Origin of the sequence: Solidesulfovibrio magneticus RS-1 (assembly GCF_000010665.1) — a bacterium.
GTDB classification, from domain to species: domain Bacteria; phylum Desulfobacterota; class Desulfovibrionia; order Desulfovibrionales; family Desulfovibrionaceae; genus Solidesulfovibrio; species Solidesulfovibrio magneticus.
This window is the reverse complement of record NC_012796.1, coordinates 3,893,570-3,914,462: the sequence shown is the minus strand read 5'-3', so window position 1 is coordinate 3,914,462 and position 20,893 is coordinate 3,893,570. Positions and strand designations below refer to the sequence as shown.

The window sequence follows — 20,893 nt, the reverse complement described above, 5'->3', positions numbered from 1 at the left end:
GATGCCTCCGGCGGCTGGGGGCCTGAGGCCCCCAGCCCCCCCGACTGAAGAAAGGGGGTAAAGGGATTTCGGCGGGCCTTGGTCGCTTGGGCCCAAACAACGAAGCGCCCCGCCTTCCGGTCAAGCCGGGAGGCGGGGCGCTTTCTCTTGAACGGTCGTCGGGCCTGGGCGTCGCAGCCTCGAAGCGGTCATGTCGCGTGTTCGCGGCAACCTCAAAAAATTGCGTCTGCTTCCGTGGTGATACCTAGCGCCGTCGCGGGAGCGACGCTAGGCCTCGGTGGACCCGACGCCGGACAGGGCGCTGGACACGATGCTGTCCATGGTGGCCATGGGATTGTCGCCGCTTTGCTTGGCGTATTGTTGGGCCGCCTGGCCCTGGGCGCCATTGCCGCCGGACGGGGGCGAGGGCGGGGTCAGGGAATCCATGGACCCCGACGAGGACGCCGAGGCGAATTGCTCCGCCATGGAGGACAGCATCTTGGCCGTGTTGGAATCGGACGCACTGTCCGCCGCTTCGGAGAGCTTGTCGGAAATCTGCTGGGTCACTTCCTTGAACTTGTCCGGGTCGGAGCTGGCCAAGTCCTTGAGCTGCTGCATGGCCTTGGCCCCCTTGGAAAAGTCGCCGCCGTCGCCCTTGATGGACAGCCCCGAGGCCAGGCTGTCCGTGGCCGAGGATTCGGTGGAGTTGGTGCTCGACGAGCTGATCAGGCTGCTCAGGGACGTGGTCGTGCTGCTGTACGAATTGCTGATGAGATCCGTGCTCATGGTGATTCTCCTCTTGCAAGGCAAGGTTGACGTCTGCCTGCCTTATCGGCCCACGAGCGGGGAAGTTTATATAGAAATTATTTTTATTCGTGTGTAACCTGGGGGTATGTGTGACGTCCGTGGCATTTTTGGTGTCGTGCTGTAAATTTAAGTGTGCACATCTGTAGGTATGATTATTGTTGCGTGACTGATGCAGTATTTTTATCCGTTTATTAATTCGTTCGAAATTTGATTGTTACGGATGAGTTGCTTTCGGTGGTAATGCTTTGTGGAGATAGTGCTGTGCTGTTCAGGGTGGCTTTGGGCATGGCGAGGTGGTGTTCTTATCGCGTTTCTCCAAAATCCTGATGGCCTCCGGGAGGGTTTCCGGGGAGGCGCAGCGGCTGGACAGGGGAAGGGGGCGGCGGGAAGGGCGCGGGGATGTCGGGCTGGGAACAGGCGGGAGGGCAAGGGACGCCGTTGCGCCGCGTTGCGTGATCAGCGGGGCAAGAGGCGCACGTTGCGGTGGGCGGCGTCCCCGGCCGTGCACGGTCCGGCGACAGGGTCGCTCCCTTGCCCCCTTTGCAAGGGGTCGGTCATCCCCCGGCGGAGAAGGCAAGGTCGTATCAATCCTGCGCTCCCCTTATAAACCTTTTTCCAAGTGGGGGGTCTGGGGGCCTCAGGCCCCCAGCCGCCGGAGGCATCTTCCTCTTCCTCTCCTTCGTTCCTGTCCCTGTTTCCCTAAAACTTGCGCAATTCGAACAGCTTCTTGCTTTGGGTCGAGACGATGTGGAAGTACTTGTCCTGGGGGATAAAAATATAGGGCACGTCTTCGGCGCGGCGGAACAGGAAGTCCGAGAGGATCATGCGGTTGACGGCCTGATGGCCGATAATCATGATGTATTCGGAGTTGCCGCTCAGGTAGATGGCTTTCTTGATGCCGCGATACACCCGGCCGGCCATGGTGGCGTAGCCTTCGCCGCCGGGGTAGACGAAGTTGTATTTGTTGCGCGCCCGGGCGGCAAAGAGTTCCGGTCGTGCACGCTCCATCTCTGTATAGCTTAGCCCATCGCATTCGCCAACGTCGATCTCGTCGAACTCCTTGAAGGCATGGTGGATGGTCGTGCCCTTGCGGGTTTCCAGCAGGGGTTCGGCCATCTCCCGGGTGCGCGTGAGCGTGCTCGTAAAGACGTAGGGCAGCGGCGTGCCGATGAAGTGGCGAGACAGAGCCCAGGCCATGCGCCGGCCTTTTTCGGTCAGCCCGGAATCGCCGCCGACGCGGTTTTCCAGGTTATACTCGCTTTCGGCGTGGCGCACGAGAAAGAGGTTTTTGATCCAGTCCGACATGAGCAGGTCACGGATGCGGCCGTAGTGGGGCACGTCGGAATGGACGCGTTCGGCGATGATGCGGTTGTTGAGGGTGTCCAGGCGCACGAGGTTGTCGGCCTCGTCGGCCGGGGCGTAGATGTGGCGGTAGTAGCCGATGCGCGAGAAAAAGCTTTTGGCCGCTTCATCCTGGGGCAGGTGGGCGAATTCCGGCAGCCGGGTCTTGCGGGCCACGGACAGGGCCAGCAGTTCAGGATCGTCGTTGATGCACTCAATAAACAGGATGGGATGGGGAGCCAGGTGCTGCCGCAACGTCTCCCGCCGTTTGCGGGAGACGTTGGTGGCGTCGAGGATGGCGATCTGGCCTTCGGCCGTCAGGTAGGCCTTGGCCTCGGCGATGCTGACGGCGGCGATGCGTTCGCGAAGCGCCGCCGCGTCGGTATTGTCCGGGTTGTAGAAGCCGGCATGGGAGGTGTTGCCGGCGACCATGCGCCGGCGCACGTCGCCGTTGTTGAAGATGCCGACCTTGATGTCGTCTTTTTCGAGGTTTTCCTTGATCTTGGCCGCGACAGTGGACTTGCCCATGGCCGGCAGCCCCACCATGGCGATGCAGAGCTTGGCCGGCCGCGCCATTACAACAACCCGATTTCCCAGTTGAAGTGGCTGGTGCGGTCGCGCCGGTTCACTTCCTTGGGCAGAGGCTCGCGCAGGTCCACGAACACGCAGTAGCCGGCCTGCACCAGGGCCTCGCGGTGGCGGTAGAGGTCCACTTCCCAGTTGGCATACAGCCAATAGGTGCGGTCGTACTTGACGGCCCAAAGGCCCTCTTCCTTGGGGCTGATGACGGGCAGGCAGGTTTTGACCTCGCCCGAGAGCACCCGCGACAGCCCAAGGGGCCAGGCGCCCTTGGCCACGATGCCCAGGGGGATCGGCGAGGTTTTGGGCAGGCCGAGCAGGTCTTCGCCCGACAGCTCCGGCGAGACGAACGCGCCGTAAAAGCCGTTGCGGGCCAGTTCGCCCAGGGCCAGGGGGTTGGCCACGTTGCAAAACGGGCCGGCCCAGAAGTCCAGGCCCTTGGCCCCGGCCGGGAACAGGCCGGTCTGCCAGGGGGCGTTTAAGACAAAGCGCTTGCCGCCCCGGCTGACGATGGCGGCGATGAGGCTTTTAAATTCGCTTTCCTCGTCGGGCCAGATGACCGGCGGCAGCCACCACCAGACCATGGCCGCCCGGCCAAGGGGCAGGTTCTGGGCCCGATGGGTGGAGATCCACACGCCAAAGGGGCTCTTTTCCTTGCGCATGTCGGGATGCCGCCACACGCTAAGCGACAGCGGCTCGCTGCGAAACGGCTTGGCCGGCTTGGGCATTTTGGCCACGAATTCCGACGGCTTGGCCTCGCGCGGGGTGATCTTGTCCAGGGCGGCTTCCAGGGGCGCGATCTTGGCGGCCAGGGCCGGGTCGCGGCGGTCGATCAGAAAGACCGGGATGCCGGACTCGGGCTTGTTGTCCGGGCCGTCAAAGGTGAGCGTGAGCCGGCCGCCCTTGGGCACGGTGCGGGTCACCTTGACCACGCGGTGGCCGGGTTCGTCCTCGAAGCCCACCCGCAGCAGGTCGCCGGGCATGAGGCCCACCCGGGTGGACAGGTTCCACTGGCCGCTCTTGATGCCCCGGGTGAGCTTGCCGGCGGGCATGCCCGAGCCGGTGCGCTCCTTGGTGTCGATGGGGTTTTTCGGCCGCTGGGGCAGGAAGTTGTAGTTGGTGCCGGGCCGGCCGAGGGCCTGTTCCAGGAAGCTGGCGGCCATCTTCTTGGCCGAGGTGTCGTCGGCGGCGTCGCGCAAAAGTTTGTAGGCGGCCACGGTATGGTAGACGTAGTGCGGGCCTTTCTTGCGGCCCTCGATCTTCCAGGCCGTGATCTCGGGGATGGTGAGCAGGGCCTTGGTGAGCACATCGAGGCTCAAATCCTGGCAGGAGAAATAGCGGCCCTTTTGGCCCCGGTGGTCGTAGATGCGTCGGCAGGGCTGGACGCAGCGGCCGCGCAGGCCCGACTTGCCGCCGAGGTAGCTGCTCCAGTAGCAGCGCCCCGAAACATTGTAGCACAGTGCGCCGTGGACAAAGGCTTCCAGGGAAAGGCCCTGGGGCGCGGCCTCGGCCATCTCGCGCATCTCGTCAACGGTCAGTTCGCGCGGCAGCACCACCCGGGAAAAGGAGTAGGCGGGCAGGGTGGCCAGGCCCGACGGGCTGCTGACGTTGGCCAGGGTGGACAGGTGCAGTTCGCCCTTGTAGCCGGCCTGCCGGGCCACGGCGGCCACGCCCAGGTCCTGGACGATGAGCGCGTCGGGTCCGACGTCGGCGGCCAGGCGCGAGATCAGGCGTCCGGCCTTGTCGGCCTCGTCGGGCTTGAGCAGGGTGTTGATGGCGACGTAGGTGCGCACGTTGCGGCCCCGGGCCATTTCGGCCAGGGCGGCCAGCTCGGAGGTGGAGAAGTTGCGGGCCAGCATGCGGGCGGAGAAATGTTTGAGGCCGCAGTAGACGGCGTCGGCTCCGGCGGCGACGGCCGCCAGAAACGAATAGGGATCGCCCGCTGGGGCAAGGATTTCAGGCTTTTTCGCCTCGGTCATGGGAGTCTCGCGAAGATAGGGATTAGCGGCAGGGAACGCCGTGAGGCGAGAACTGTAAACCAAACGTTCCCGGGAGGGAATTATTTTTTTCTAGTCTCCCGCGAAACGCCGCCGATCTCGTTACCATATTGCGTCACTTCAGTTTTTGCGCCATGCTCGCCGGACACTTTTTTTGGAGGGTCGGCCGTGAAACTGGTCACCGAGCAAATGGAACAATTCCTGTCCGGCGGAGCCTGGATACGCAAGATTTTCGAACACGGGCTGGAGCTCAAGAAACAATACGGCGAAGACGCCGTGTGCGACTTTTCGCTGGGCAACCCCGACCTGCCGCCGCCGGCCGTGGTCGGCGAGTGCCTGGCCGAGCTGGCCGAACAGGCGGACAAGCCCTTTGCCTTCGGCTACATGCCCAATCCCGGCTATCCGGCCGTGCGGGCCGCCCTGGCCGAACACCTCTCCAAGGAGCAGGGCATCGCCATTGCCGCCGAGGATCTGCTCCTCACCTGCGGCGCGGCCGGCGGCATCAACTGCTTTTTCCGGGCCGTCCTCACCCCGGGCGACGAGGTCATCTGCCCGAACCCCTATTTCGTGGAGTACGGCTTCTATGCCGGCAACTCCGGCGGGATTCTCAAACCCGTGCCCACCAAACCCGATTTCGACCTGGACATCGCGGCCATGGAGGCGGCCATCACCCCGCGCACCCGGGTTGTGCTGATCAATTCGCCCAACAATCCCACCGGCATGGTCTACAGCAAGGAGACGCTCACCGAACTGGCCGCCATGCTGACCCGGGCCTCGGCCGGCCGCGAGCGCCCCATTTATCTGTTGGCCGACGAACCCTACCGGTTCTTGGCCTACGACGGCGCGGAGGTCCCCTCGGTGCTGCCGTTGTATCCCTATTCCCTGGTCATCGGATCGTTTTCTAAAAACCTGTCCCTGCCCGGCGAGCGGGTGGGCTATGTCGTCGTGTCGCCGCTCATGGAAGGCCGGGCGCAGCTCGTGGCCGGGCTGGTCTTCGCCAACCGCATTCTGGGGTTCGTCAACGCTCCGGCAGTGGGCCAGGCCTTGCTCTTGCGGGCGTTGGGCCAGGAAGTGGACCGGGGCATCTACGAGCGCCGCCGGGCGGCCATGGCCGGGGTGCTGACCCGGGCCGGCTACGAGTTCATCATGCCGCGCGGTGCGTTTTACTTCTTCCCCAAGTCGCCCGACGCCGACGAACTGGTTTTTCTGGATCGTCTGGCCAAGGAACGCGTCCTGGCCGTGCCGGGACGTGGTTTTGGGATGCCGGGCTATTTCCGGCTGGCCTTTTGCGTGGACGAAGCGGTCATCAACCGTTCAGAAGCGGGGTTTGCCCGGGCCATTCGGGGCTGACCGGCGCAAGCTGATTGACAAAGGGGCGAAAGCCCCTTTTTTGTGTCCATCGCCTGTCGTCAGCCGCATATCGAGAAATTTTTCAGTCTTCTTTGTAGGGACAGACGCAAGGAAAGCGCCGACACACCGTGTCGCCGCCGCGGTGAACTGCGGGCTTGTCGGCTGCCGGCAGATGCGCACCGATTTTTTACGTGCGCGTGAAACAGGTTTTCATAGGCTTGTCGGTATGGGGCCTGGTTTTGCGGGGTGCAGCGCTGTGTATTTGTCGCCAGCTTACGATTCCGTCCCGGTGTAGCAGACTGTTCGTAAAGTGTACTTTTCTCATGCCGCCGATACGTTGTCGTTTTGTTGCAGTGTAACACTCCTTTTCATGTGAAGTGTTGTCGAACTGCGGCATTGACTTTGTTGTGTGGTGACGTAGGGTGGTTGCACTATGCCTGTGCTGTCGTTTCGGCGGGTGCGTGAAGCCGCTCCGCGCCTGCCCTGGCTTACGGCGCTGATCGAGGCCTGCTCCATTCTCGACCGGGGAGTTGCCCGGGGAGTTGCGGCCTCTGGGCGCACGCCGAGTTGCCATGCCGGATGCCATGCCTGCTGCAGCCAGCTCATTCCGATCTCCACCATTGAAATCCTGGGGCTGCGGTGGTTTGCCCTGAGCCATCTGCGCGGCGACATGGCGTTGGCGGTGGGGCGGGCGCTTTTAGCGCAACGCCAGGAGCCTTGTCCGTTTCTTGTGGATGGCGTCTGCGCGGTGTATCCGCTGCGGCCTCTGGCTTGCCGGGAATACATTGTTTTTGGCTCGCCCTGTCTGGCGGGGGAGCGTCCCGATGTGACGCGGCCTCAGGACGTTTTGCCGCTGCCGCGCATCGCCCAATTGCAGGCTTTTACTGTGCTGTTGCCCTTTTACGGGGTCACGGACAGCGACGCCAGGGAGGCGGCGCTGCAAAACCGATTGGTGCTGCGCGACACCCGGTTGTTGCAGCAGCTCGACTGGCAGGGGCTTGGCGCGGCGCTTTGCGGAAATAATCATTGACAGCGGTGCGCCCCATGCGTAGGTGTCGCCATCTTACATTGTTGGCTAAGTCTTTTTCCCAGTCTCCGAGGACCTGCGTGTTTGCAAGCTCCCGACGACCTTTGAAGAGTTAGCCCGAAATCTCTGGAGCGCAACGCGATGTCCAAGAAACTCTATGTCGGCAATCTGCCCTTTTCCACCAACGAAGACGAAATCCGCGACCTGTTCGCCGCCTACGGCGATGTGTCCTCGGTCAAGCTGATCGTGGACCGTGAAACCGGCCGTCTGCGCGGCTTCGGTTTTGTGGAAATGGGTGACGACGGCGCCGACGCCGCCATGCAGGGCCTCAACGGCAAGGCTTTTGGCGGCCGCGACCTGCGGGTCAACGAGGCCGAAGAGCGCCAGCCCCGCGCCGGCGGCTACAACGACCGTCCTCGTCGCAACAGCTGGTAGTCCTCGGACGCCCGGCATCGACTAAAAGACGCCATGGCCCCGTCCGCTCGCCGGACGGGGCTTTTTTTTCCAGCCGCCGGGCCGGTCCCGGCGGCCTCTTGACGTCTGGACCGCTTGCCGTTATCAAGTCAAACTTTGCCCTTTACCGAGGTGCGCCAGGACCATGTTCGACAGCCTTACAGACAGACTCGAAGACGTTTTCCGCAAGATCAGGGGCCAGGCCCGGCTGACCGAGGAGAACGTCCAGACCGCGTTGCGCGAAGTGCGTTTGGCTTTGCTCGAGGCCGACGTCAATTTCAAGGTCGTCAAGGACTTCGTTGAACGCGTCCGGGAGCGGGCCGTCGGCCAGGACGTGCTCAAGAGCCTCAATCCCGGCCAGCAGGTCGTGAAAATCGTCCACGAGGAACTCATCGAGATTCTCGGCGGACAGGCCACCGACCTCGACCTGTCCGGTTCGCCGGCCGTCATCATGGTCGTGGGCCTGCAAGGCTCGGGCAAGACCACCACCTGCGCCAAGCTGGCCCTGAAACTGCGCCGCGAATTCAAGCGCAAGCCCTATCTGGTCCCGGCCGACGTCTACCGTCCGGCGGCCATCGACCAGCTCCATAAGCTCGCTTCCCAGCTCGACATCGAGGCCTATCCGTCCACCCCGGACCAGAACCCGGTGGACATCTGCGCCGCCGCCCTGGCCGAGGCCAAGCGCACCGGCCACGACGTGGTGCTGCTGGACACCGCCGGCCGCCTGCACATCGACGAAGCCCTCATGGACGAGCTGGCCGCCATCAAGGCCGGCTGCGCCCCCGGGGAAATCCTGTTCGTGGCCGACGCCATGACCGGCCAGGACGCCGTCACCGTGGCCGCCGCCTTCAACGAGCGCCTGGACATCACCGGCGTGGTCCTGACCAAGATGGACGGCGACGCCCGGGGCGGCGCGGCCCTGTCCGTGCGCCAGGTCACGGGCAAGCCCATCAAGCTCGTGGGCACGGGCGAGAAAGTCTCCGACCTGGAGCTGTTCTATCCCGACCGGGCCGCCTCGCGCATCCTGGGCATGGGCGACATCCTCACGCTCATCGAGAAGGCCCAGACCGACGTCGACGCCGAGGAAGCGGCCGAGATGGAGCGCAAGCTGCGCAAGGCCCAGTTCACCCTGGAAGACTTCCGCACCCAGATGCGCCGCATCAAAAAGCTTGGATCCCTGGAAGGGCTATTAAAGCTCATCCCCGGCATGTCCCAGGTCCGCAAGCAGCTTGGCGACGTGCAGATGCCGGAAAAGGAGATGGCCCGGGTCGAGGCCATCATCAACTCCATGACCAAGGCCGAACGCGACAATCCCAAGCTGATCAACACCAGCCGCCGGGAACGCATTGCCAAGGGTTCGGGCGTGACGGTCCTGGAAGTCAGCCAGTTGCTGAAAAATTTCACCCAGATGCAGAAGATGATGCAGCGCATGATGGGCGGCAAGGGGATGCCCTCCATGCCCAAGATGCCGCCTGGGATGAAGATGCCCGGAATGCCCCCGGGCGGGATGCCGGGAATGCCCGGCATGGGCGGCATGGGTTCAATGCCCGGAATGCCGCCGGGCATGGGCGGCGCGCCCGCGCCGAGCCGAGCCGCCATCGAAAGCGCCCGGGCCGCCGCCAAGAAGAAGAAAGAACAACGGAAAAAACGGAAAAAACGCTGACCGCAAGGTTCGCGGGCTTCCACAACAGCAAATCGTCCACCACATAAAGGGGAGACACGTTATGGCCATGAAACTGCGCCTGACCCGCATGGGTTGCAAGAAGCGCCCGTTCTACCGCATTGTCGCCATGAATTCCGAAACCCGCCGCGACGGCCGCGCCCTGGAATACCTGGGCTATTACAACCCCATGGTTGACCCGGCCGAGATAAAAGTGGATGGTGATAAAGTACGGGCCTGGCTGGCGCGCGGCGCCGAGCCCACGGATACCGTGCGCGCCCTGCTCCAGAAGGCGGGCGTCTAGGCGCAAGCCGGCGGGTGACCGCCGGGCCGGTCCGGCCGGCAAGCCGCGACGCCGCCGCTCCCCTCCCGATAGCCGGGAGATGTGCGGACTCGGAAGCGGAAGTCCTTCGCTTGCTCTGACGGTTACCCTCAGGAGGTGCGTATGTTGAAGGACTTGATCGAATACGTGGCGAAATCGTTGGTGGATAATCCGGACCAGGTGCACGTGTCGGAGATTGAAGGCGAGCAGACCTCGGTCATCGAACTCAAGGTGGCCAAGGAAGATCTCGGCAAGGTCATCGGCAAGCAGGGCCGCACGGCCCGGGCCATGCGCACCATCCTCGGCGCGGCCTCCACCAAGGCCCGCAAGCGCTCCGTCCTGGAAATCCTCGAATAACCCGGCCGGCGCGCACGGCCCGCGCCGCAACCAAGGCAGACGGTCCATGGCCGCAAGCAAATACATCATCGTGGGGGTGGTCGCCCGCCCCCACGGCGTCCGGGGAGAACTCGTCGTGGACAGCCACGCCGATTCCCCAACCTACTTCGCCCGAGGTTCGACCCTGCGCTTGTCGCCGCCGTCGGACCCCGGGCGCGGCAGGGACTATGTGGTGCGCGCCGCCCGGCCCCACCAGGACCGCATCCTCATCACCCTGGACAACGTCCCGGACCGCACCGCCGCCGATGCCCTGCGTGGGCTGGCCATCTGCGTGCCGGCCGACAGGCTCGTCGCGGCCGCCGAGGACGAGGTGTTTCTTCACGACCTGCCCGGCCTGCGGGTGCGCTTGGCCGACGCCGCGCCAACCGATCCCGACCTCGGCGTCATCGAGGACGTCCGCGATTACGGCGGACCGGAAATCTGGGTCATCCGCGACGCCAAGGGCCGCGAGATCCTCTTTCCCGCCACCGACGACTTCGTGCCGGACGTCGACCTCGACGCTGGCGTCGTCACCATCGACCCGCCCCCGGGGCTGCTCGACATCTACCTCGTGGACGAGTAGCCGGGGCGCTGCCCCGGACCCCGCTGGGGCGCCGCCCCAGACCCGGCCAGGGCGCTGCCCTGGACCCGCCGGGGGGATGATCCCCCCGGACCCCCCGATTGGGGGCGGTAGAATGGGCGCGGTCTGGGCAACGCGCTCGGATGAGAGAAAATGCAGTTTAACGTGTTGACGATCTTCCCGGAATTTTTCGATTCCTTCCTCTCCTGCGGGCTCATGGCCAAGGCGGTGGAGGCGGGCGTCGTTGCCGTGGCGCGCGTCAACCCCCGCGACTATGCCGTCGACCGCCACCACACCGTGGACGACCGGCCCTACGGCGGCGGCCCGGGCATGGTCATGGGCCTGCCGACCATGGTCGCGGCCCTGCGCGCCCTGCCCGCGCCGGGGAAAATCCTCATGCTCTCGCCGGCCGGCCAGCCGCTCACCCAGGCCATGGCCGCCGATCTGGCCCAGGAGCCAAGCCTGACGCTGCTGTGCGGCCGCTACGAAGGCATCGACGCCCGCATTTTCGATCTTTTCGACGTGACCCCCGTGTCCGTGGGCGATTTCGTGCTCTCGGGCGGCGAATCCGCCGCCGCCTGCCTCATGGAGGCCGTGTCGCGGCTGGTGCCGGGCTTCATGGGCAAGGACGCCTCGGCCGACGAGGAGAGCTTTTCCACCGGCCTGCTGGAATATCCGCACTACACCCGGCCCGAGGTCTTCGAAGGGCTGCCCGTGCCTCCGGAACTGCTCACCGGCAACCATGCCGCCATCGCGGCCTGGCGTCGGCAGCGCTCGTTGGAAACCACCCTGGCCCACCGGCCGGATCTTTTTGACGTCACGCCGCTGTCCCCCGAAGACGCCGATTTTTTAAAGGGCAGGCCGCGCCGCCGGTCCGGCCGCAACTGCCATATCGGCCTCGTCCACGGCCCGGTGCTCCTCAAGGACGGCTCCGTCGGCACAGTGTCTTTGACAAATCTCGACGTCCACGATATAGCGCGCGTTTCCCGTACCTACGGTCTGGGCGGGTTCGAGGTGGTGACCCCGCTTCGCGACCAGCTCGCCCTGGCCGGGCGCATCGTGGAGCATTGGCGGGCCGGCCCTGGCGCGCGCTCCAATCCGGACCGGGCCGAGGCCCTGTCCCTGGTGCGGCTGCACGAGACCCTGGACGCGGCCCTGGCGGCGGTGTCGGCCGAGCATGGCCGGCCGGCGGCCCTGGTCGCCACCAGCGCCCGGGGGCCGGCCACACTGTCCTTTGCGGCGGCGCGGGAGTTGATGGCGGCGCGTCCCATGCTGGTTGTCCTGGGCACGGGCCATGGCCTGGCCGAGGACGTGCTGGACCGAGCCGACGGGGTGTTGCCGGCGATCCGGCCGTTTTCGGACTACAACCACCTGTCGGTGCGGGCCGCGGCCGGCATCTTGATTGATAGGCTGATCGGCGATGCCCTGTAGTGGGGCGTTCCCTTAATCATACGCCAGTATTGTTAAGGAAAAATTTTGGGAGTAAGCGTCGAAGTCCGGAGGCCGGGCTTCGAGGGCGCGGCGCCAAGGGCGTCGCGGCGGCGAGACAACGACATTCCAAGGCCGGACGGCGCGGGGCGCTTGCGGCTTTATCCGAGGAGAAAGCGTTATGAACGTGATTGACCAGCTTGAACGCGAACAAATGCGTATGGACATCCCGGCCTTCCGTCCCGGCGACACCATCAAGGTGCACCTGCGCATCATCGAGGGTGAAAAAGAGCGCATCCAGGTCTTCCAGGGCGCGGTGCTGCGCCTGCGCAAGGGCGGGGTGGACTCCACCTTCACCGTGCGCAAGGTTTCCGACGGCGTGGGCGTGGAGCGCGTGTTCCCCATGCACTCGCCGTTTATCGAGCGCATCGAAGTGGTTGCCCAGGGCAAGGTCCGCCGCAGCCGCCTGTACTACCTGCGCGCCCTGCGCGGCAAGGCTGCCCGCATCAAGACCCGCACCGCTTGGGATTAAGCTTGCGGCGATCCGCCGTGGTCCCCTTGGGGTTCCATCTCTCGGCCGCGGCCTGCCCGGCGTCCTTGGGGACGCGGGCAGGCGCGGCTTTTGGCGCTTGCGGCCATGACTGAAACCGCGCAAGGCCGGCTCGTGGCCGGCGTGGACGAGGCCGGGCGCGGTTGTCTGGCCGGACCGGTGGCCGCCGGCGCGGTCATCCTGCCCGAGATCTACGAGCTGCCGGGCCTGACCGATTCCAAGAAGCTCACCCCTGCCAAACGCGAGGCCCTGGCCCCGGCCATCAAGGCCCAAGCCCTGGCCTGGGCTGTGGCCTTTGTCTGGCCGGGCGAAATCGACCGCATCAACATCCTGCAAGCCACCTTCGCGGCCATGGCCAAGGCCCTGGCCCATTTGCGCCTGTTTCCCGGGCTGGCCTGCATCGACGGCAACAAGATTATTCCCGAGGCGTACCTGGGCCTTCTGGCCGGCCGCCTGCGCCAGGAATGCGTCATCGGCGGGGATGCCAGCGTCCCGGCCATATCCGCCGCCTCCATCCTGGCCAAGACCGCCCGCGACCGGCTTCTTGACCTCTACGACCGCCGCCATCCCGGTTACGGTTTCGCCGCCCACAAGGGCTACGGCGTGGCCGTCCATCTGGACGCCCTGCGCCGCCTGGGGCCTTGCTCCATCCACCGCCTGACCTTCCGGGGCGTGCTGCCGGACAAGACGCCGCGCCAGCTCGGCCTGCCGGGGCTGTAGGCCGCCATGGCCGCCCGCCCGCGTTTTTTCTCACGGGATGGGTTTGGCGCTGCTTTCTTACCCGACTACGGCGGGGCGGTCAGGGCACGGACCCTCCCGGAGCGCCATCCATGACCGCCAAGCATCTCGAATTCGGCCGCGAAGGCGAAGCCGCCGCCGAGGCGCATCTCATCGCCAAGGGCTTTGCCGTTGTGACACGCAATTACCGGGCGCGCGGGGGCGAAGTGGATCTGGTGTGCCGCGACGGCGACACCGTGGTCTTCGTGGAGGTCAAGGCGCGCGGGGAGGGGATGCGCGGTCGGCCCGAGGAGGCCGTCACCCCGGCCAAGCGGCGGCGCATTGTGCGGGCGGCGGCGCAGTTTTTGTCCGAGCGCGACTGGTGGGACCGGCCGTGCCGGTTTGACGTGGTGGCCGTGGAGAGCCGAAGCGGCCACCTGACGGCCAGTCATGTGGCCGACGCCTTCAGTCTTGAGGACGCCGGCCCGGCCGGCGGCTTGTTTCAGCCCTGGTGACAGGGGCCGCGTCCCTTGCGCAAGCGCTTGCGCATGTTCGGGACGCGGTCCCCGGTGATCCGTATTGTGCGGCCGGCGTCGGCCAAAGGCGGGAGACGGCGCTAGTCTTCCTCGTCGACCTCGCCGCAGGGGCTGTCCTCGGGCAGGGAGAAGGCGTTGGCGGCTTCGATGATGCGGGCTTCGATGTAGGCCACGTCGTCGGCTTCGCCGGAGTCGAGGTCGAAGCAGTAGCCGTCCTGGGAGAGCAGGCCCCCGGGGATGAGGTCGCCGCGCTCCTCGGGGTCGGTGATGGTGTCGGCGTAGAAGCACACCGACAGGAACCGTTCGCCGTCAAGGGTGGCCACGTCGACCATGGTGATGACCGGGCGGCCGCGATGGGGTTCGGCGCGCAGGCTGTAGCTCGCGGGCGGGCGGGGGACGAAGTTGACGGTGGCGCCCTGGAGGCTTTCGAGCACGGTCTTGAGGCGCACAAAAGCCTTTTTGACGCCGTTTGGATCGTCGGTCCACGAGTCGATGAAGGCGGCAAGTTCGGACATGTCGTTTCTCCTAGAGGTAGAACAGCACGAGCAGGTAGGTAGATAGCCCGATCAGTGAGAAAATAAAATCATTGGTTTTCATGGGAACCTCAAAAAAGTTGTTGCCAAGCCCGGCGGGTTTGGCTAGATATCCCTTCTCGCCGCTGCCGAGGTAGCTCAGTCGGTAGAGCAGGGGACTGAAAATCCCCGTGTCGGGAGTTCAATTCTCTCCCTCGGCACCATAAGAAATCAAGGGGTTAGCTGAAAAAGCTGGCCCCTTTTTCTTTTGTGTGCGTCATGGTTGTCCATCTCCTGTCCATCCTTTTATTATGCAAGGGAATGAAGTGAGGTGAAAATAGCCCAGGCCCACGGGGATGGGAAGCGCCCCATCGCGGGTTGACCGACAATTCACTCCTCCCCTCGCCCAGCCGTGCTTACCCACGGCCCACTCGGCATAAAATTGTGCTCAGTCCCGACCACGACCGCCAGCCCTCCCCCAGCCACGAGGTGGTCTCTTTGTTCCTTGGACTGGTTTAGGCCGGCGTTTCTGGTGGCTCACCGGGCGACTTTATTCCTGCAAGTGGGCCAATGGTCACATTTGCCACAAAAAGCCAGCCAGCAGGAACTAGAGGCCACAAGAGATGTTTGACGATATATCGTCAATTGTGGAGAGCACAGGTATGTGTGTTTTCGTTCTGCCGGGTCAGCCTCCGCAAGATTGCGGGCACCGAAATGCAGTCCCGGGCTGCATTATCCTGGCAGTCGCAAAAAAGGTGGGAAATCCCACTTTTTATCTTGGTGGCGGCAAACCCTCCGAAATCGGAGGTTTTGGTGTACCCCGGCATAAGGGCATGATCCTGCTCATTCTCAATCTTACGAAAACGCAACATTGAACCATCCCGGTCAAATGTGGCCCCGCCACCCTCATTTCTTATAGTTGACGTTTCTCCGTTTTCGCCGCGCCTTTTTTGCAAAGGGAGGCGCTACGGCCCTCGGCTTTCCAGGGCCAATAAGCCGTTGCCATGCCGCCCTGGGCTGGGCATAAACGGCCACATAGTCTTTGCACTCAAGCGATGGGTAGGCGAGATGGGTATGCGATTCTGTGACGGTGGGGTTCTTGTTGCCCTGGCGGTCTTCGTGGTCCTGTTCTCCCCTGGGAGAGCCACTGCCACCGACTCCTGGCAGGGTAAGGTGGTGCAAGTGGTGGATGGCGCAACCCTCGACATTGCCAGGCCTGACGGCCAGGTCGAGCGCGTGAAGCTCTACGCCATCCGCGTGCCCGCCCCTGGTCAACCCGGAGGGGACGATGCCATGAAGCGGACGACCTCATGGTGTCATCAGTGGGGAGACGTGGCCGAGGTGCTCCCCATGGGGCTCGGTAAGGATGGGGAACCGGTCGCCCGGGTAATTGTCGGTCAGGAGGACATCGCCGACGTGCTCACGCGGGCCTGCCTCGCCACGGTGAAAATGCGCCTTTGTCGGGATCGTTGGACGCCTGAATGCGTCGGCTGGCAGGCCTGGGAACTTCAATGTCGAGATGAAAAGAAGGGATTGTGGGCACCATAGGGCCAATAACCATCGGCGCGCAGATATGAAGAGAATGCTTCTGATCCTCGCCTTGGTAATCATCCCCGCCTTCTCCTTTGCCGCGACTGACGCCGAGGTCCGCGACCTCATCATCAAGGAGTCGATCCAGTCTTACCCCGGCAACTGCCCGTGCCCGTACAACACCATGAAGAATGGCCGAAGCTGCGGTGGCCGAAGTGCCTACGGTCGGCCCGGTGGTCGCTCCCCGCTTTGCTTCCCCAAGGACGTAACCGACCAGATGGTCAAGACCTATCGGGCGCAGCACAATTTGAAGTAGAGGGAATGACATGAACCCCAACCAGGAGGCATCCATGAAACGGATTTCCTTGCTCGCTCTCGTACTGCTGGCACTTTGTCTGTTCGCGCAACCTGTTGTTGCTGGGCAAAAGACGACCACTGCCACGTCGGCCCCGGCAAAGGTCGAAACTCCTGCCGCCAAGGCCGCGCTGATTGACCTTAACTCGGCAACCGAAGAGGAATTGAAAACCCTGCCCGGAATTGGCGACGCCTACTCCAAGAAGATCATCGAAGGCCGCCCCTACGCCAAGAAAGATCAGCTTGTGTCCAAGAAGATCATCCCTGGCGCGACCTACGACAAGATTAAGGATATGATCATCGCCAAGCAGAAGTAGCACTTCATGGCCAGGGGTTGGCGCGTGCTAACCCCTAAGTGATCCCGACGGAGGTTTTTGTGAAGAACGCCATGCTATTAGCCGTAGGTCTTTTGCTGCTTTCAGGTGTTTCTTTTGCCGGGGACGCACCAGATTCCAAGGCCCCCAAGGAAAGCACGCAGCCTTCAAACAAGTCGGGGTATAAATCATCCCCACGACTTAGCTACGGCAGCAACAAACCCGATAAAGACGACAGCGGACTTAGCAATCTCAAGCCTATGCTGGACCAAACCCTTGGCAACAACAAGGATGGTGTCGGCGGGGGCCTGATGCCGAACGCTGGCACATATAAATTTTAGGCGGGTACTGTGAAAAGGCTTTTAATCACGTTCTGTCTGCTTCTTGCCTGTTCAGAGGCTTATGCCTACGACCTGTCACTGAAGGACACGCCCGTCAGCGTCTACTTCTCCCCCAAGGGCGGCGGTCAACAGGCTATCGTTGACGCCCTCGGACAGGCCAAGGAGAGCGTCTACGTCCAGGCCTACAGCTTCACGAGCGCCCCGATTGCCAAAGCCCTGGTGGACGCGGCCAAGCGCGGGGTGAAGGTTGAAGCGATCCTGGACAAGAGCCAGCGAAAGGCTACGTACACGGGGGCCACGTTCCTGAGAAACGAGGGCATCCCGGTCTATATCGACGCAACCCATGCGATCGCCCACAACAAGGTGATGGTGATTGACGGCCAGACGGTGGTGACGGGGAGTTTCAACTTTACGAAGGCCGCCGAGGAGAAGAACGCGGAAAATCTTCTCGTCATCAAGGATAAGGGACTGGCGCGGCTCTATATGGAGAATTGGGAGCGCCACCAAGGCCATTCGGAGGGGTATTGAAAACGTCGCCAGCCACGGACCTCAGCTCAATTTTTTGTTCAACGACCGCAGTCGCCTTGGCTCTTCTCGCCCGCCGGCTTTGGATAGACACTTTCAATGCTTGATGACGCAAACAAGTTCTTCAGGAGACTCAAAAAGAGGCGTGTTGAAGGATATTCCCATGGTATCTCCTTCAATCCATCGAACATTCGCTTTTCGAAATTCACCAAGTGGCCCTGAAGGCTGTAGCTTTGCATTGAACAAAACTAGTTCATAAGGCAGCACAGGAAGGCTTCCGCCTTCTACTATCTCCAGTTTAGCGCCTTCATTGTGTATATTGATGATTTCAACTGGACATGATGCGTTGCGAGTTTGTATTTTTCCGAGGGGTCTTGCGTGTCTCTCGCCTAAAGATATGCGCTTACCTTCTCGCCTATTTCCGCAAGCCCGACAAATCCAACATGTGTCACCTAAGTCATGAAAGCAGGCTTGTTCATGCCAAGCTGGTTTGTTACAATGTGAACATGTCTCGTGTTTAATTACTGGCATAGAGCACTCGGATTGACGTAAGATTTTCTCAGCTTAATACATTGCAGCGTTCTGCCAATCCAGTTACGAAAAATTCATTTCGCCATCTGCCCGGAAGGCTTCTCCAGGATGAGGACGCACGTACGCTGAACCAAGGTGGCACGGCCCATGGACGCGATCCGCAGGCCCATGCTATCCTGGTCACGTCGTTGTTGTAAGAAGTGCCCCCGGCCGGCGTGGCTGCCCTCCGCGTCGGTCGGGGTTTTTATTCCCCAACGGTGGCGATGACAGCGCGGCCCTGCTACCGTGGAGCATGACCAAACCAGTTCTGGCGATCCGCCTTCATGCTGACCAACGCGAACGGCGTTTTCTCCTTGCGGCTGCTGCCGTCCTTCGCCGGGCTGGGCAAAACGCCCAGGCGCGGGAACTGCTGCGCCGTGGCCATGGCGTGACGTGCTGGCGGTCCTTGCTCCTGCTGGTGGCCGAGTACGTTGACCTGGACATCGTCATTCGAGGATAGCTGCATGGACCTCTTCAGCATGGGCGTCATCATCGCCGGAATCGTCCTCGGCGCGGCTGTGACCGTCACGATCCTTCGAGCCAAGCGCAGGAGGTCGCCACCGGTGGCCGGGCGTTTCGACTTTGACGGCTACAAGGAAGGGGAGTTGGACAAGCGCGGCTTGATCGACCGGACCAAGTGGCATTGATAGGGCCGAGGTCCAGGCAAAATCCAAACTCATCCTTGCGACTCCTCGACAATATGATACCGTCGCAAGCATGGAAAAAACCGTTGTGCGCGTCGCTGACGGATCAAATGTGAACCAGCTGGCGTCCGATGCCCTGGACGCATTACTTGCCTCTGGCGATTATTCGAACGCTATGGAGTTAAATTCGAGGTTGATGTCCGCCACAACAGACGAGGACTCTGTGCGGCACATCATGACTTTTGTGGAAGTGCTCATAGGGTAGCGTCACCATCTCAACCAGCAAGGGGGTTCGCTCATGCCGCGCAGCGTCTTCATGATGATCCTGGCGTCGGTTGCAATCGTGTGCTCCTCAGCAAGCTTGGGGCTTGCACAACCTTTTCCTGGTCCTGGCTATGGTCCTGGGCCGGGTGGTCCACCGCCTTGCCCGATGGGCTACCACTGGGAGGGCCCACGTGGGTGCTGGCCGAATGACCCTCGTGTGCCGCCGCTTTGCCCGCCGTACATGGCTTGGCGCTTTGGGGAGTGCGTGCCCATGGGGCCGCCGCCACCGCCGCGCCCGCCGGTTTATTGATCTGTGGGGCGAAGGCTGAGAGTCCGCGCCAACCCCATGGACGCGATCCGCAAGCTCGTGCTATTTCGCCCCTCGTCGTTGTCGTAAGAAGTGCCCCCGGCCGGCGTGGCTGCCCTCCGCGTCGGTCGGGGTTTTCATACCCTGGCAGGATGACAAGCCCGGTCCCTGCCTGCTACCAGCCACCTCCATGGAATGGATCATCACCGCCGCCCTGGCCGTGGCCGTCATGGCCCTGGTGCCGATCTTCGTCTTGAAGGCCAAGCACCAGCCAGGTAGCGTCCACGGCGACTTCCGCTTTGACCGGCACAAGGCAGGTGAGCTCAGTCGGCGTGGCCTGCTCGACCGGACACAATGGCATTGATGCGCCGGGCATTTGCCTGCCTCTGCCAGGGCATCGTCATGCTGATCGGCTTGGCCGTCATGGCCCGCAAGCGGTGGTCCCGACCATGACCAAGCCCACCTTCCCCATGCGCCCCGGCCAGTTCGCCAGCATGTACGACCTGCACCTTGCCGCCGTCGTCGCCCTGCGGAAAGCCGGCCTTGAGGACCACGCCCGGGAACTGCGGCAGCGCGGCATGGACGCGCCGTCCTGGCACGACATGCTGGCGCTGGTCGGCGAATATCTGGACGTGGCCCAGGAGCCTTGTCGTTGGTTGTGAAGCCCTTGGTTTTTAACAGCAGTTCTGAGTGAATCGACTAGATTACTTAACTGTTTACTTGGACTCGGTTGAAGCCTTAAGATCCATGAAGTAAGATAAATAGAGTCGGCCAAGCAGGGGGGGCTATGACATACTGGTGGGTTAACCAAAATCAAACTGCCGAGCATGAGATATTAGGTGGATATCTTTGGTCTCCAAAGTATAAAAAGGACGGTAGAAATAATTACTTCTACAATACCATGCGGCAAATCCAGGTTGGCGACATCGTCTTTTCCTACTATAGCACACGTATTCAACATCTAGGTATCGCCACCGCAGTTGCTGCGTCTTGCCCAAAGCCAGATGAGTTTGGTTCTACTGGAGAGTCCTGGAATATAGACGGGTGGATCGTCCCTGTTAAATGGACAAAGATACCAAATCCTTTTCGGCCAAAGGAACTCATCAACGAACTTCGTCCACACTTACCAGGTCGGTACTCACCCATCCAAAAAGATACGGGAGATGGCCTGCAGGGGGTCTACCTTACCCTTGTGCCAGATAGCATGGCCGATGTTCTCATGCGGCAAATAGGCGACTTAGCTCCGCAGGTTAAAGAAGCTGCAGCAGGGCAAGTTGAAGATGATGGCCCTATTCAACGTGTAGATGATGCAATTGAGAAGATTATCCGTATCAGCACTTCAATCGACAGTACCGAGAAGGAGGCCCTGGTAAAGGCTCGCAAGGGGCAAGGAAGATTCAGGAAAAACTTGGAGTCTATCGAGCCTGGGTGTAGGATAACTGGTGTCACAGATAGTAAACTGCTTAAAGCGAGCCACATTAAACCATGGCGTTCCTGTGCATCTAATGAGGAGCGTCTAGATGGCTACAACGGGTTACTTTTGACCCCTACCATTGACCACCTCTTTGACAGAGGACTGATCGGATTCAATGACAACGGCGACCTACTGGTCTCTGCTCGCATCGCAGCAGATCAACTAATGAGGCTTGGCATTGACTCTGGGCAACTTCTCAATGTCGGGCGGTTCTCCAAGAAACAGGCAGACTACCTTGCTTACCATCGTGCCAACGTCTTCCTATAGCGATTTCCAGGAAGTTAACACCTTAGGGATGATCGATGTAGTAGCCGGAATAGATTTCCCCGTTTTCAGAAGTTACCCACTGTCTGGACG

General features: G+C 62.3%; 25 protein-coding genes and 1 tRNA gene. 21 read left to right on the top strand and 5 right to left on the bottom strand.

Going from position 1 to position 20,893, the window contains the following annotated elements:
- Window positions 1-267 precede the first annotated feature (267 nt).
- The 3 genes from DMR_RS16440 to DMR_RS16430 form a co-directional block, all read right to left on the bottom strand.
- Window positions 268-765 carry a hypothetical protein gene (locus DMR_RS16440; protein WP_015862114.1) on the bottom strand — a complete coding sequence of 166 codons (498 nt, stop codon included), beginning with the start codon at window positions 763-765 and terminating at the stop codon, window positions 268-270.
- 720 nt (window positions 766-1,485) lie between these two features.
- Window positions 1,486-2,703, bottom strand: a complete 1,218-nt coding sequence (locus DMR_RS16435; protein WP_015862113.1) for a bifunctional nucleoside/nucleotide kinase/histidine phosphatase family protein — start codon at window positions 2,701-2,703, stop codon at window positions 1,486-1,488.
- Window positions 2,703-4,685 (bottom strand): peptidase U32 family protein, encoded by a 1,983-nt coding sequence (locus tag DMR_RS16430; RefSeq protein ID WP_015862112.1) that lies wholly within the window; start codon window positions 4,683-4,685, stop codon window positions 2,703-2,705. The genes DMR_RS16435 and DMR_RS16430 overlap by 1 nt, the downstream gene beginning before the upstream one ends.
- A gap of 186 nt (window positions 4,686-4,871) precedes the next feature.
- On the opposite strand from DMR_RS16430, the gene DMR_RS16425 reads away from it, so the two are divergent.
- From DMR_RS16425 to DMR_RS16375, 11 genes are all read left to right on the top strand, one after another.
- Window positions 4,872-6,053 carry a pyridoxal phosphate-dependent aminotransferase gene (locus DMR_RS16425; RefSeq protein WP_015862111.1) on the top strand — a complete coding sequence of 394 codons (1,182 nt, stop codon included), beginning with the start codon at window positions 4,872-4,874 and terminating at the stop codon, window positions 6,051-6,053.
- A 433-nt stretch (window positions 6,054-6,486) separates the two neighbouring features.
- Entirely contained in the window at window positions 6,487-7,083 is a 597-nt protein-coding gene (locus DMR_RS16420; RefSeq protein ID WP_015862110.1) for a YkgJ family cysteine cluster protein, read from the top strand.
- A 138-nt stretch (window positions 7,084-7,221) separates the two neighbouring features.
- On the top strand, window positions 7,222-7,515 hold the full coding sequence (locus tag DMR_RS16415) for an RNA recognition motif domain-containing protein (RefSeq protein WP_015862109.1): 294 nt from the start codon (window positions 7,222-7,224) through the stop codon (window positions 7,513-7,515).
- A gap of 163 nt (window positions 7,516-7,678) precedes the next feature.
- Window positions 7,679-9,196, top strand: coding sequence for a signal recognition particle protein (gene ffh, locus DMR_RS16410; RefSeq protein WP_015862108.1), 1,518 nt, complete (start codon window positions 7,679-7,681; stop codon window positions 9,194-9,196).
- A 61-nt stretch (window positions 9,197-9,257) separates the two neighbouring features.
- The gene (gene rpsP, locus DMR_RS16405) at window positions 9,258-9,497 is read left to right on the top strand and encodes a 30S ribosomal protein S16 (RefSeq protein ID WP_006922265.1); all 240 of its coding nucleotides are present in this window, start codon (window positions 9,258-9,260) and stop codon (window positions 9,495-9,497) included.
- A 141-nt stretch (window positions 9,498-9,638) separates the two neighbouring features.
- Window positions 9,639-9,872, top strand: coding sequence for a KH domain-containing protein (locus tag DMR_RS16400; protein ID WP_006922264.1), 234 nt, complete (start codon window positions 9,639-9,641; stop codon window positions 9,870-9,872).
- Window positions 9,873-9,918: 46 nt separating this feature from the next.
- Window positions 9,919-10,473, top strand: a complete 555-nt coding sequence (gene rimM / locus DMR_RS16395) for a ribosome maturation factor RimM (protein ID WP_015862107.1) — start codon at window positions 9,919-9,921, stop codon at window positions 10,471-10,473.
- 150 nt (window positions 10,474-10,623) lie between these two features.
- Window positions 10,624-11,901 carry a tRNA (guanosine(37)-N1)-methyltransferase TrmD gene (trmD, locus tag DMR_RS16390; protein ID WP_015862106.1) on the top strand — a complete coding sequence of 426 codons (1,278 nt, stop codon included), beginning with the start codon at window positions 10,624-10,626 and terminating at the stop codon, window positions 11,899-11,901.
- Between the two features lie 178 nt (window positions 11,902-12,079).
- The gene (gene rplS / locus DMR_RS16385; protein WP_015862105.1) at window positions 12,080-12,430 is read left to right on the top strand and encodes a 50S ribosomal protein L19; all 351 of its coding nucleotides are present in this window, start codon (window positions 12,080-12,082) and stop codon (window positions 12,428-12,430) included.
- A gap of 105 nt (window positions 12,431-12,535) precedes the next feature.
- A complete protein-coding gene (locus DMR_RS16380) occupies window positions 12,536-13,168 on the top strand; it encodes a ribonuclease HII (protein WP_015862104.1) in 633 nt (210 codons plus the stop codon).
- A gap of 110 nt (window positions 13,169-13,278) precedes the next feature.
- Complete coding sequence (locus DMR_RS16375) at window positions 13,279-13,680, top strand: YraN family protein (protein WP_015862103.1); 402 nt, start codon at window positions 13,279-13,281, stop codon at window positions 13,678-13,680.
- A gap of 101 nt (window positions 13,681-13,781) precedes the next feature.
- On the opposite strand, the gene DMR_RS16370 is transcribed toward DMR_RS16375, so the two are convergent.
- Window positions 13,782-14,216, bottom strand: coding sequence for a hypothetical protein (locus DMR_RS16370; protein ID WP_015862102.1), 435 nt, complete (start codon window positions 14,214-14,216; stop codon window positions 13,782-13,784).
- A 145-nt stretch (window positions 14,217-14,361) separates the two neighbouring features.
- Between DMR_RS16370 and DMR_RS16365 the strand changes: the two genes are divergently transcribed.
- From DMR_RS16365 to DMR_RS16345, 6 genes are all read left to right on the top strand, one after another.
- A tRNA-Phe gene (locus DMR_RS16365) sits at window positions 14,362-14,437 on the top strand.
- An 850-nt stretch (window positions 14,438-15,287) separates the two neighbouring features.
- A complete protein-coding gene (locus DMR_RS16360; RefSeq protein WP_043600939.1) occupies window positions 15,288-15,761 on the top strand; it encodes a thermonuclease family protein in 474 nt (157 codons plus the stop codon).
- Window positions 15,762-15,786: 25 nt separating this feature from the next.
- Complete coding sequence (locus tag DMR_RS16355; RefSeq protein ID WP_015862101.1) at window positions 15,787-16,059, top strand: hypothetical protein; 273 nt, start codon at window positions 15,787-15,789, stop codon at window positions 16,057-16,059.
- Window positions 16,060-16,093: 34 nt separating this feature from the next.
- Window positions 16,094-16,414 (top strand): ComEA family DNA-binding protein, encoded by a 321-nt coding sequence (locus tag DMR_RS16350; protein WP_043600937.1) that lies wholly within the window; start codon window positions 16,094-16,096, stop codon window positions 16,412-16,414.
- Window positions 16,415-16,473: 59 nt separating this feature from the next.
- Window positions 16,474-16,752 carry a hypothetical protein gene (locus DMR_RS24645; RefSeq protein WP_148208462.1) on the top strand — a complete coding sequence of 93 codons (279 nt, stop codon included), beginning with the start codon at window positions 16,474-16,476 and terminating at the stop codon, window positions 16,750-16,752.
- A gap of 9 nt (window positions 16,753-16,761) precedes the next feature.
- On the top strand, window positions 16,762-17,280 hold the full coding sequence (locus DMR_RS16345; RefSeq protein ID WP_015862099.1) for a phospholipase D family protein: 519 nt from the start codon (window positions 16,762-16,764) through the stop codon (window positions 17,278-17,280).
- An 808-nt stretch (window positions 17,281-18,088) separates the two neighbouring features.
- Here the strand turns inward: DMR_RS16345 and DMR_RS25430 are convergent.
- Window positions 18,089-18,313: a hypothetical protein gene (locus tag DMR_RS25430; protein ID WP_043600935.1), complete on the bottom strand. Its 225-nt coding sequence runs from the start codon at window positions 18,311-18,313 to the stop codon at window positions 18,089-18,091.
- Here DMR_RS25430 and DMR_RS16335 point away from each other — a divergent pair.
- From DMR_RS16335 to DMR_RS16325, 4 genes are all read left to right on the top strand, one after another.
- Entirely contained in the window at window positions 18,312-18,494 is a 183-nt protein-coding gene (locus DMR_RS16335; protein ID WP_015862098.1) for a hypothetical protein, read from the top strand. The genes DMR_RS25430 and DMR_RS16335 overlap by 2 nt on opposite strands.
- Window positions 18,495-19,252: 758 nt before the next feature.
- The gene (locus DMR_RS25090) at window positions 19,253-19,426 is read left to right on the top strand and encodes a hypothetical protein (RefSeq protein ID WP_015862097.1); all 174 of its coding nucleotides are present in this window, start codon (window positions 19,253-19,255) and stop codon (window positions 19,424-19,426) included.
- Between the two features lie 85 nt (window positions 19,427-19,511).
- Window positions 19,512-19,724 (top strand): hypothetical protein, encoded by a 213-nt coding sequence (locus DMR_RS23725; RefSeq protein ID WP_043600932.1) that lies wholly within the window; start codon window positions 19,512-19,514, stop codon window positions 19,722-19,724.
- A gap of 125 nt (window positions 19,725-19,849) precedes the next feature.
- A complete protein-coding gene (locus tag DMR_RS16325; RefSeq protein ID WP_015862095.1) occupies window positions 19,850-20,803 on the top strand; it encodes an HNH endonuclease in 954 nt (317 codons plus the stop codon).
- The last annotated feature ends 90 nt before the right edge of the window (window positions 20,804-20,893 follow it).

Bases quoted from the DNA above. Each gene is read 5' to 3' on its own strand.
- DMR_RS16440 (WP_015862114.1), bottom strand. From the start codon at position 765: ATGAGCACGGATCTCATCAGCAATTCGTACAGCAGCACGACCACGTCC.
- DMR_RS16435 (WP_015862113.1), bottom strand. From the start codon at position 2,703: ATGGCGCGGCCGGCCAAGCTCTGCATCGCCATGGTGGGGCTGCCGGCC.
- DMR_RS16430 (WP_015862112.1), bottom strand. From the start codon at position 4,685: ATGACCGAGGCGAAAAAGCCTGAAATCCTTGCCCCAGCGGGCGATCCC.
- DMR_RS16420 (WP_015862110.1), top strand. From the start codon at position 6,487: ATGCCTGTGCTGTCGTTTCGGCGGGTGCGTGAAGCCGCTCCGCGCCTG.
- DMR_RS16415 (WP_015862109.1), top strand. From the start codon at position 7,222: ATGTCCAAGAAACTCTATGTCGGCAATCTGCCCTTTTCCACCAACGAA.
- ffh (WP_015862108.1), top strand. From the start codon at position 7,679: ATGTTCGACAGCCTTACAGACAGACTCGAAGACGTTTTCCGCAAGATC.
- rpsP (WP_006922265.1), top strand. From the start codon at position 9,258: ATGGCCATGAAACTGCGCCTGACCCGCATGGGTTGCAAGAAGCGCCCG.
- DMR_RS16400 (WP_006922264.1), top strand. From the start codon at position 9,639: ATGTTGAAGGACTTGATCGAATACGTGGCGAAATCGTTGGTGGATAAT.
- rimM (WP_015862107.1), top strand. From the start codon at position 9,919: ATGGCCGCAAGCAAATACATCATCGTGGGGGTGGTCGCCCGCCCCCAC.
- trmD (WP_015862106.1), top strand. From the start codon at position 10,624: ATGCAGTTTAACGTGTTGACGATCTTCCCGGAATTTTTCGATTCCTTC.
- rplS (WP_015862105.1), top strand. From the start codon at position 12,080: ATGAACGTGATTGACCAGCTTGAACGCGAACAAATGCGTATGGACATC.
- DMR_RS16380 (WP_015862104.1), top strand. From the start codon at position 12,536: ATGACTGAAACCGCGCAAGGCCGGCTCGTGGCCGGCGTGGACGAGGCC.
- DMR_RS16375 (WP_015862103.1), top strand. From the start codon at position 13,279: ATGACCGCCAAGCATCTCGAATTCGGCCGCGAAGGCGAAGCCGCCGCC.
- DMR_RS16370 (WP_015862102.1), bottom strand. From the start codon at position 14,216: ATGTCCGAACTTGCCGCCTTCATCGACTCGTGGACCGACGATCCAAAC.
- DMR_RS16360 (WP_043600939.1), top strand. From the start codon at position 15,288: ATGCGATTCTGTGACGGTGGGGTTCTTGTTGCCCTGGCGGTCTTCGTG.
- DMR_RS16355 (WP_015862101.1), top strand. From the start codon at position 15,787: ATGAAGAGAATGCTTCTGATCCTCGCCTTGGTAATCATCCCCGCCTTC.
- DMR_RS16350 (WP_043600937.1), top strand. From the start codon at position 16,094: ATGAAACGGATTTCCTTGCTCGCTCTCGTACTGCTGGCACTTTGTCTG.
- DMR_RS16335 (WP_015862098.1), top strand. From the start codon at position 18,312: ATGGACCTCTTCAGCATGGGCGTCATCATCGCCGGAATCGTCCTCGGC.
- DMR_RS25430 (WP_043600935.1), bottom strand. From the start codon at position 18,313: ATGCAGCTATCCTCGAATGACGATGTCCAGGTCAACGTACTCGGCCAC.
- DMR_RS25090 (WP_015862097.1), top strand. From the start codon at position 19,253: ATGGAATGGATCATCACCGCCGCCCTGGCCGTGGCCGTCATGGCCCTG.
- DMR_RS23725 (WP_043600932.1), top strand. From the start codon at position 19,512: ATGACCAAGCCCACCTTCCCCATGCGCCCCGGCCAGTTCGCCAGCATG.
- DMR_RS16325 (WP_015862095.1), top strand. From the start codon at position 19,850: ATGACATACTGGTGGGTTAACCAAAATCAAACTGCCGAGCATGAGATA.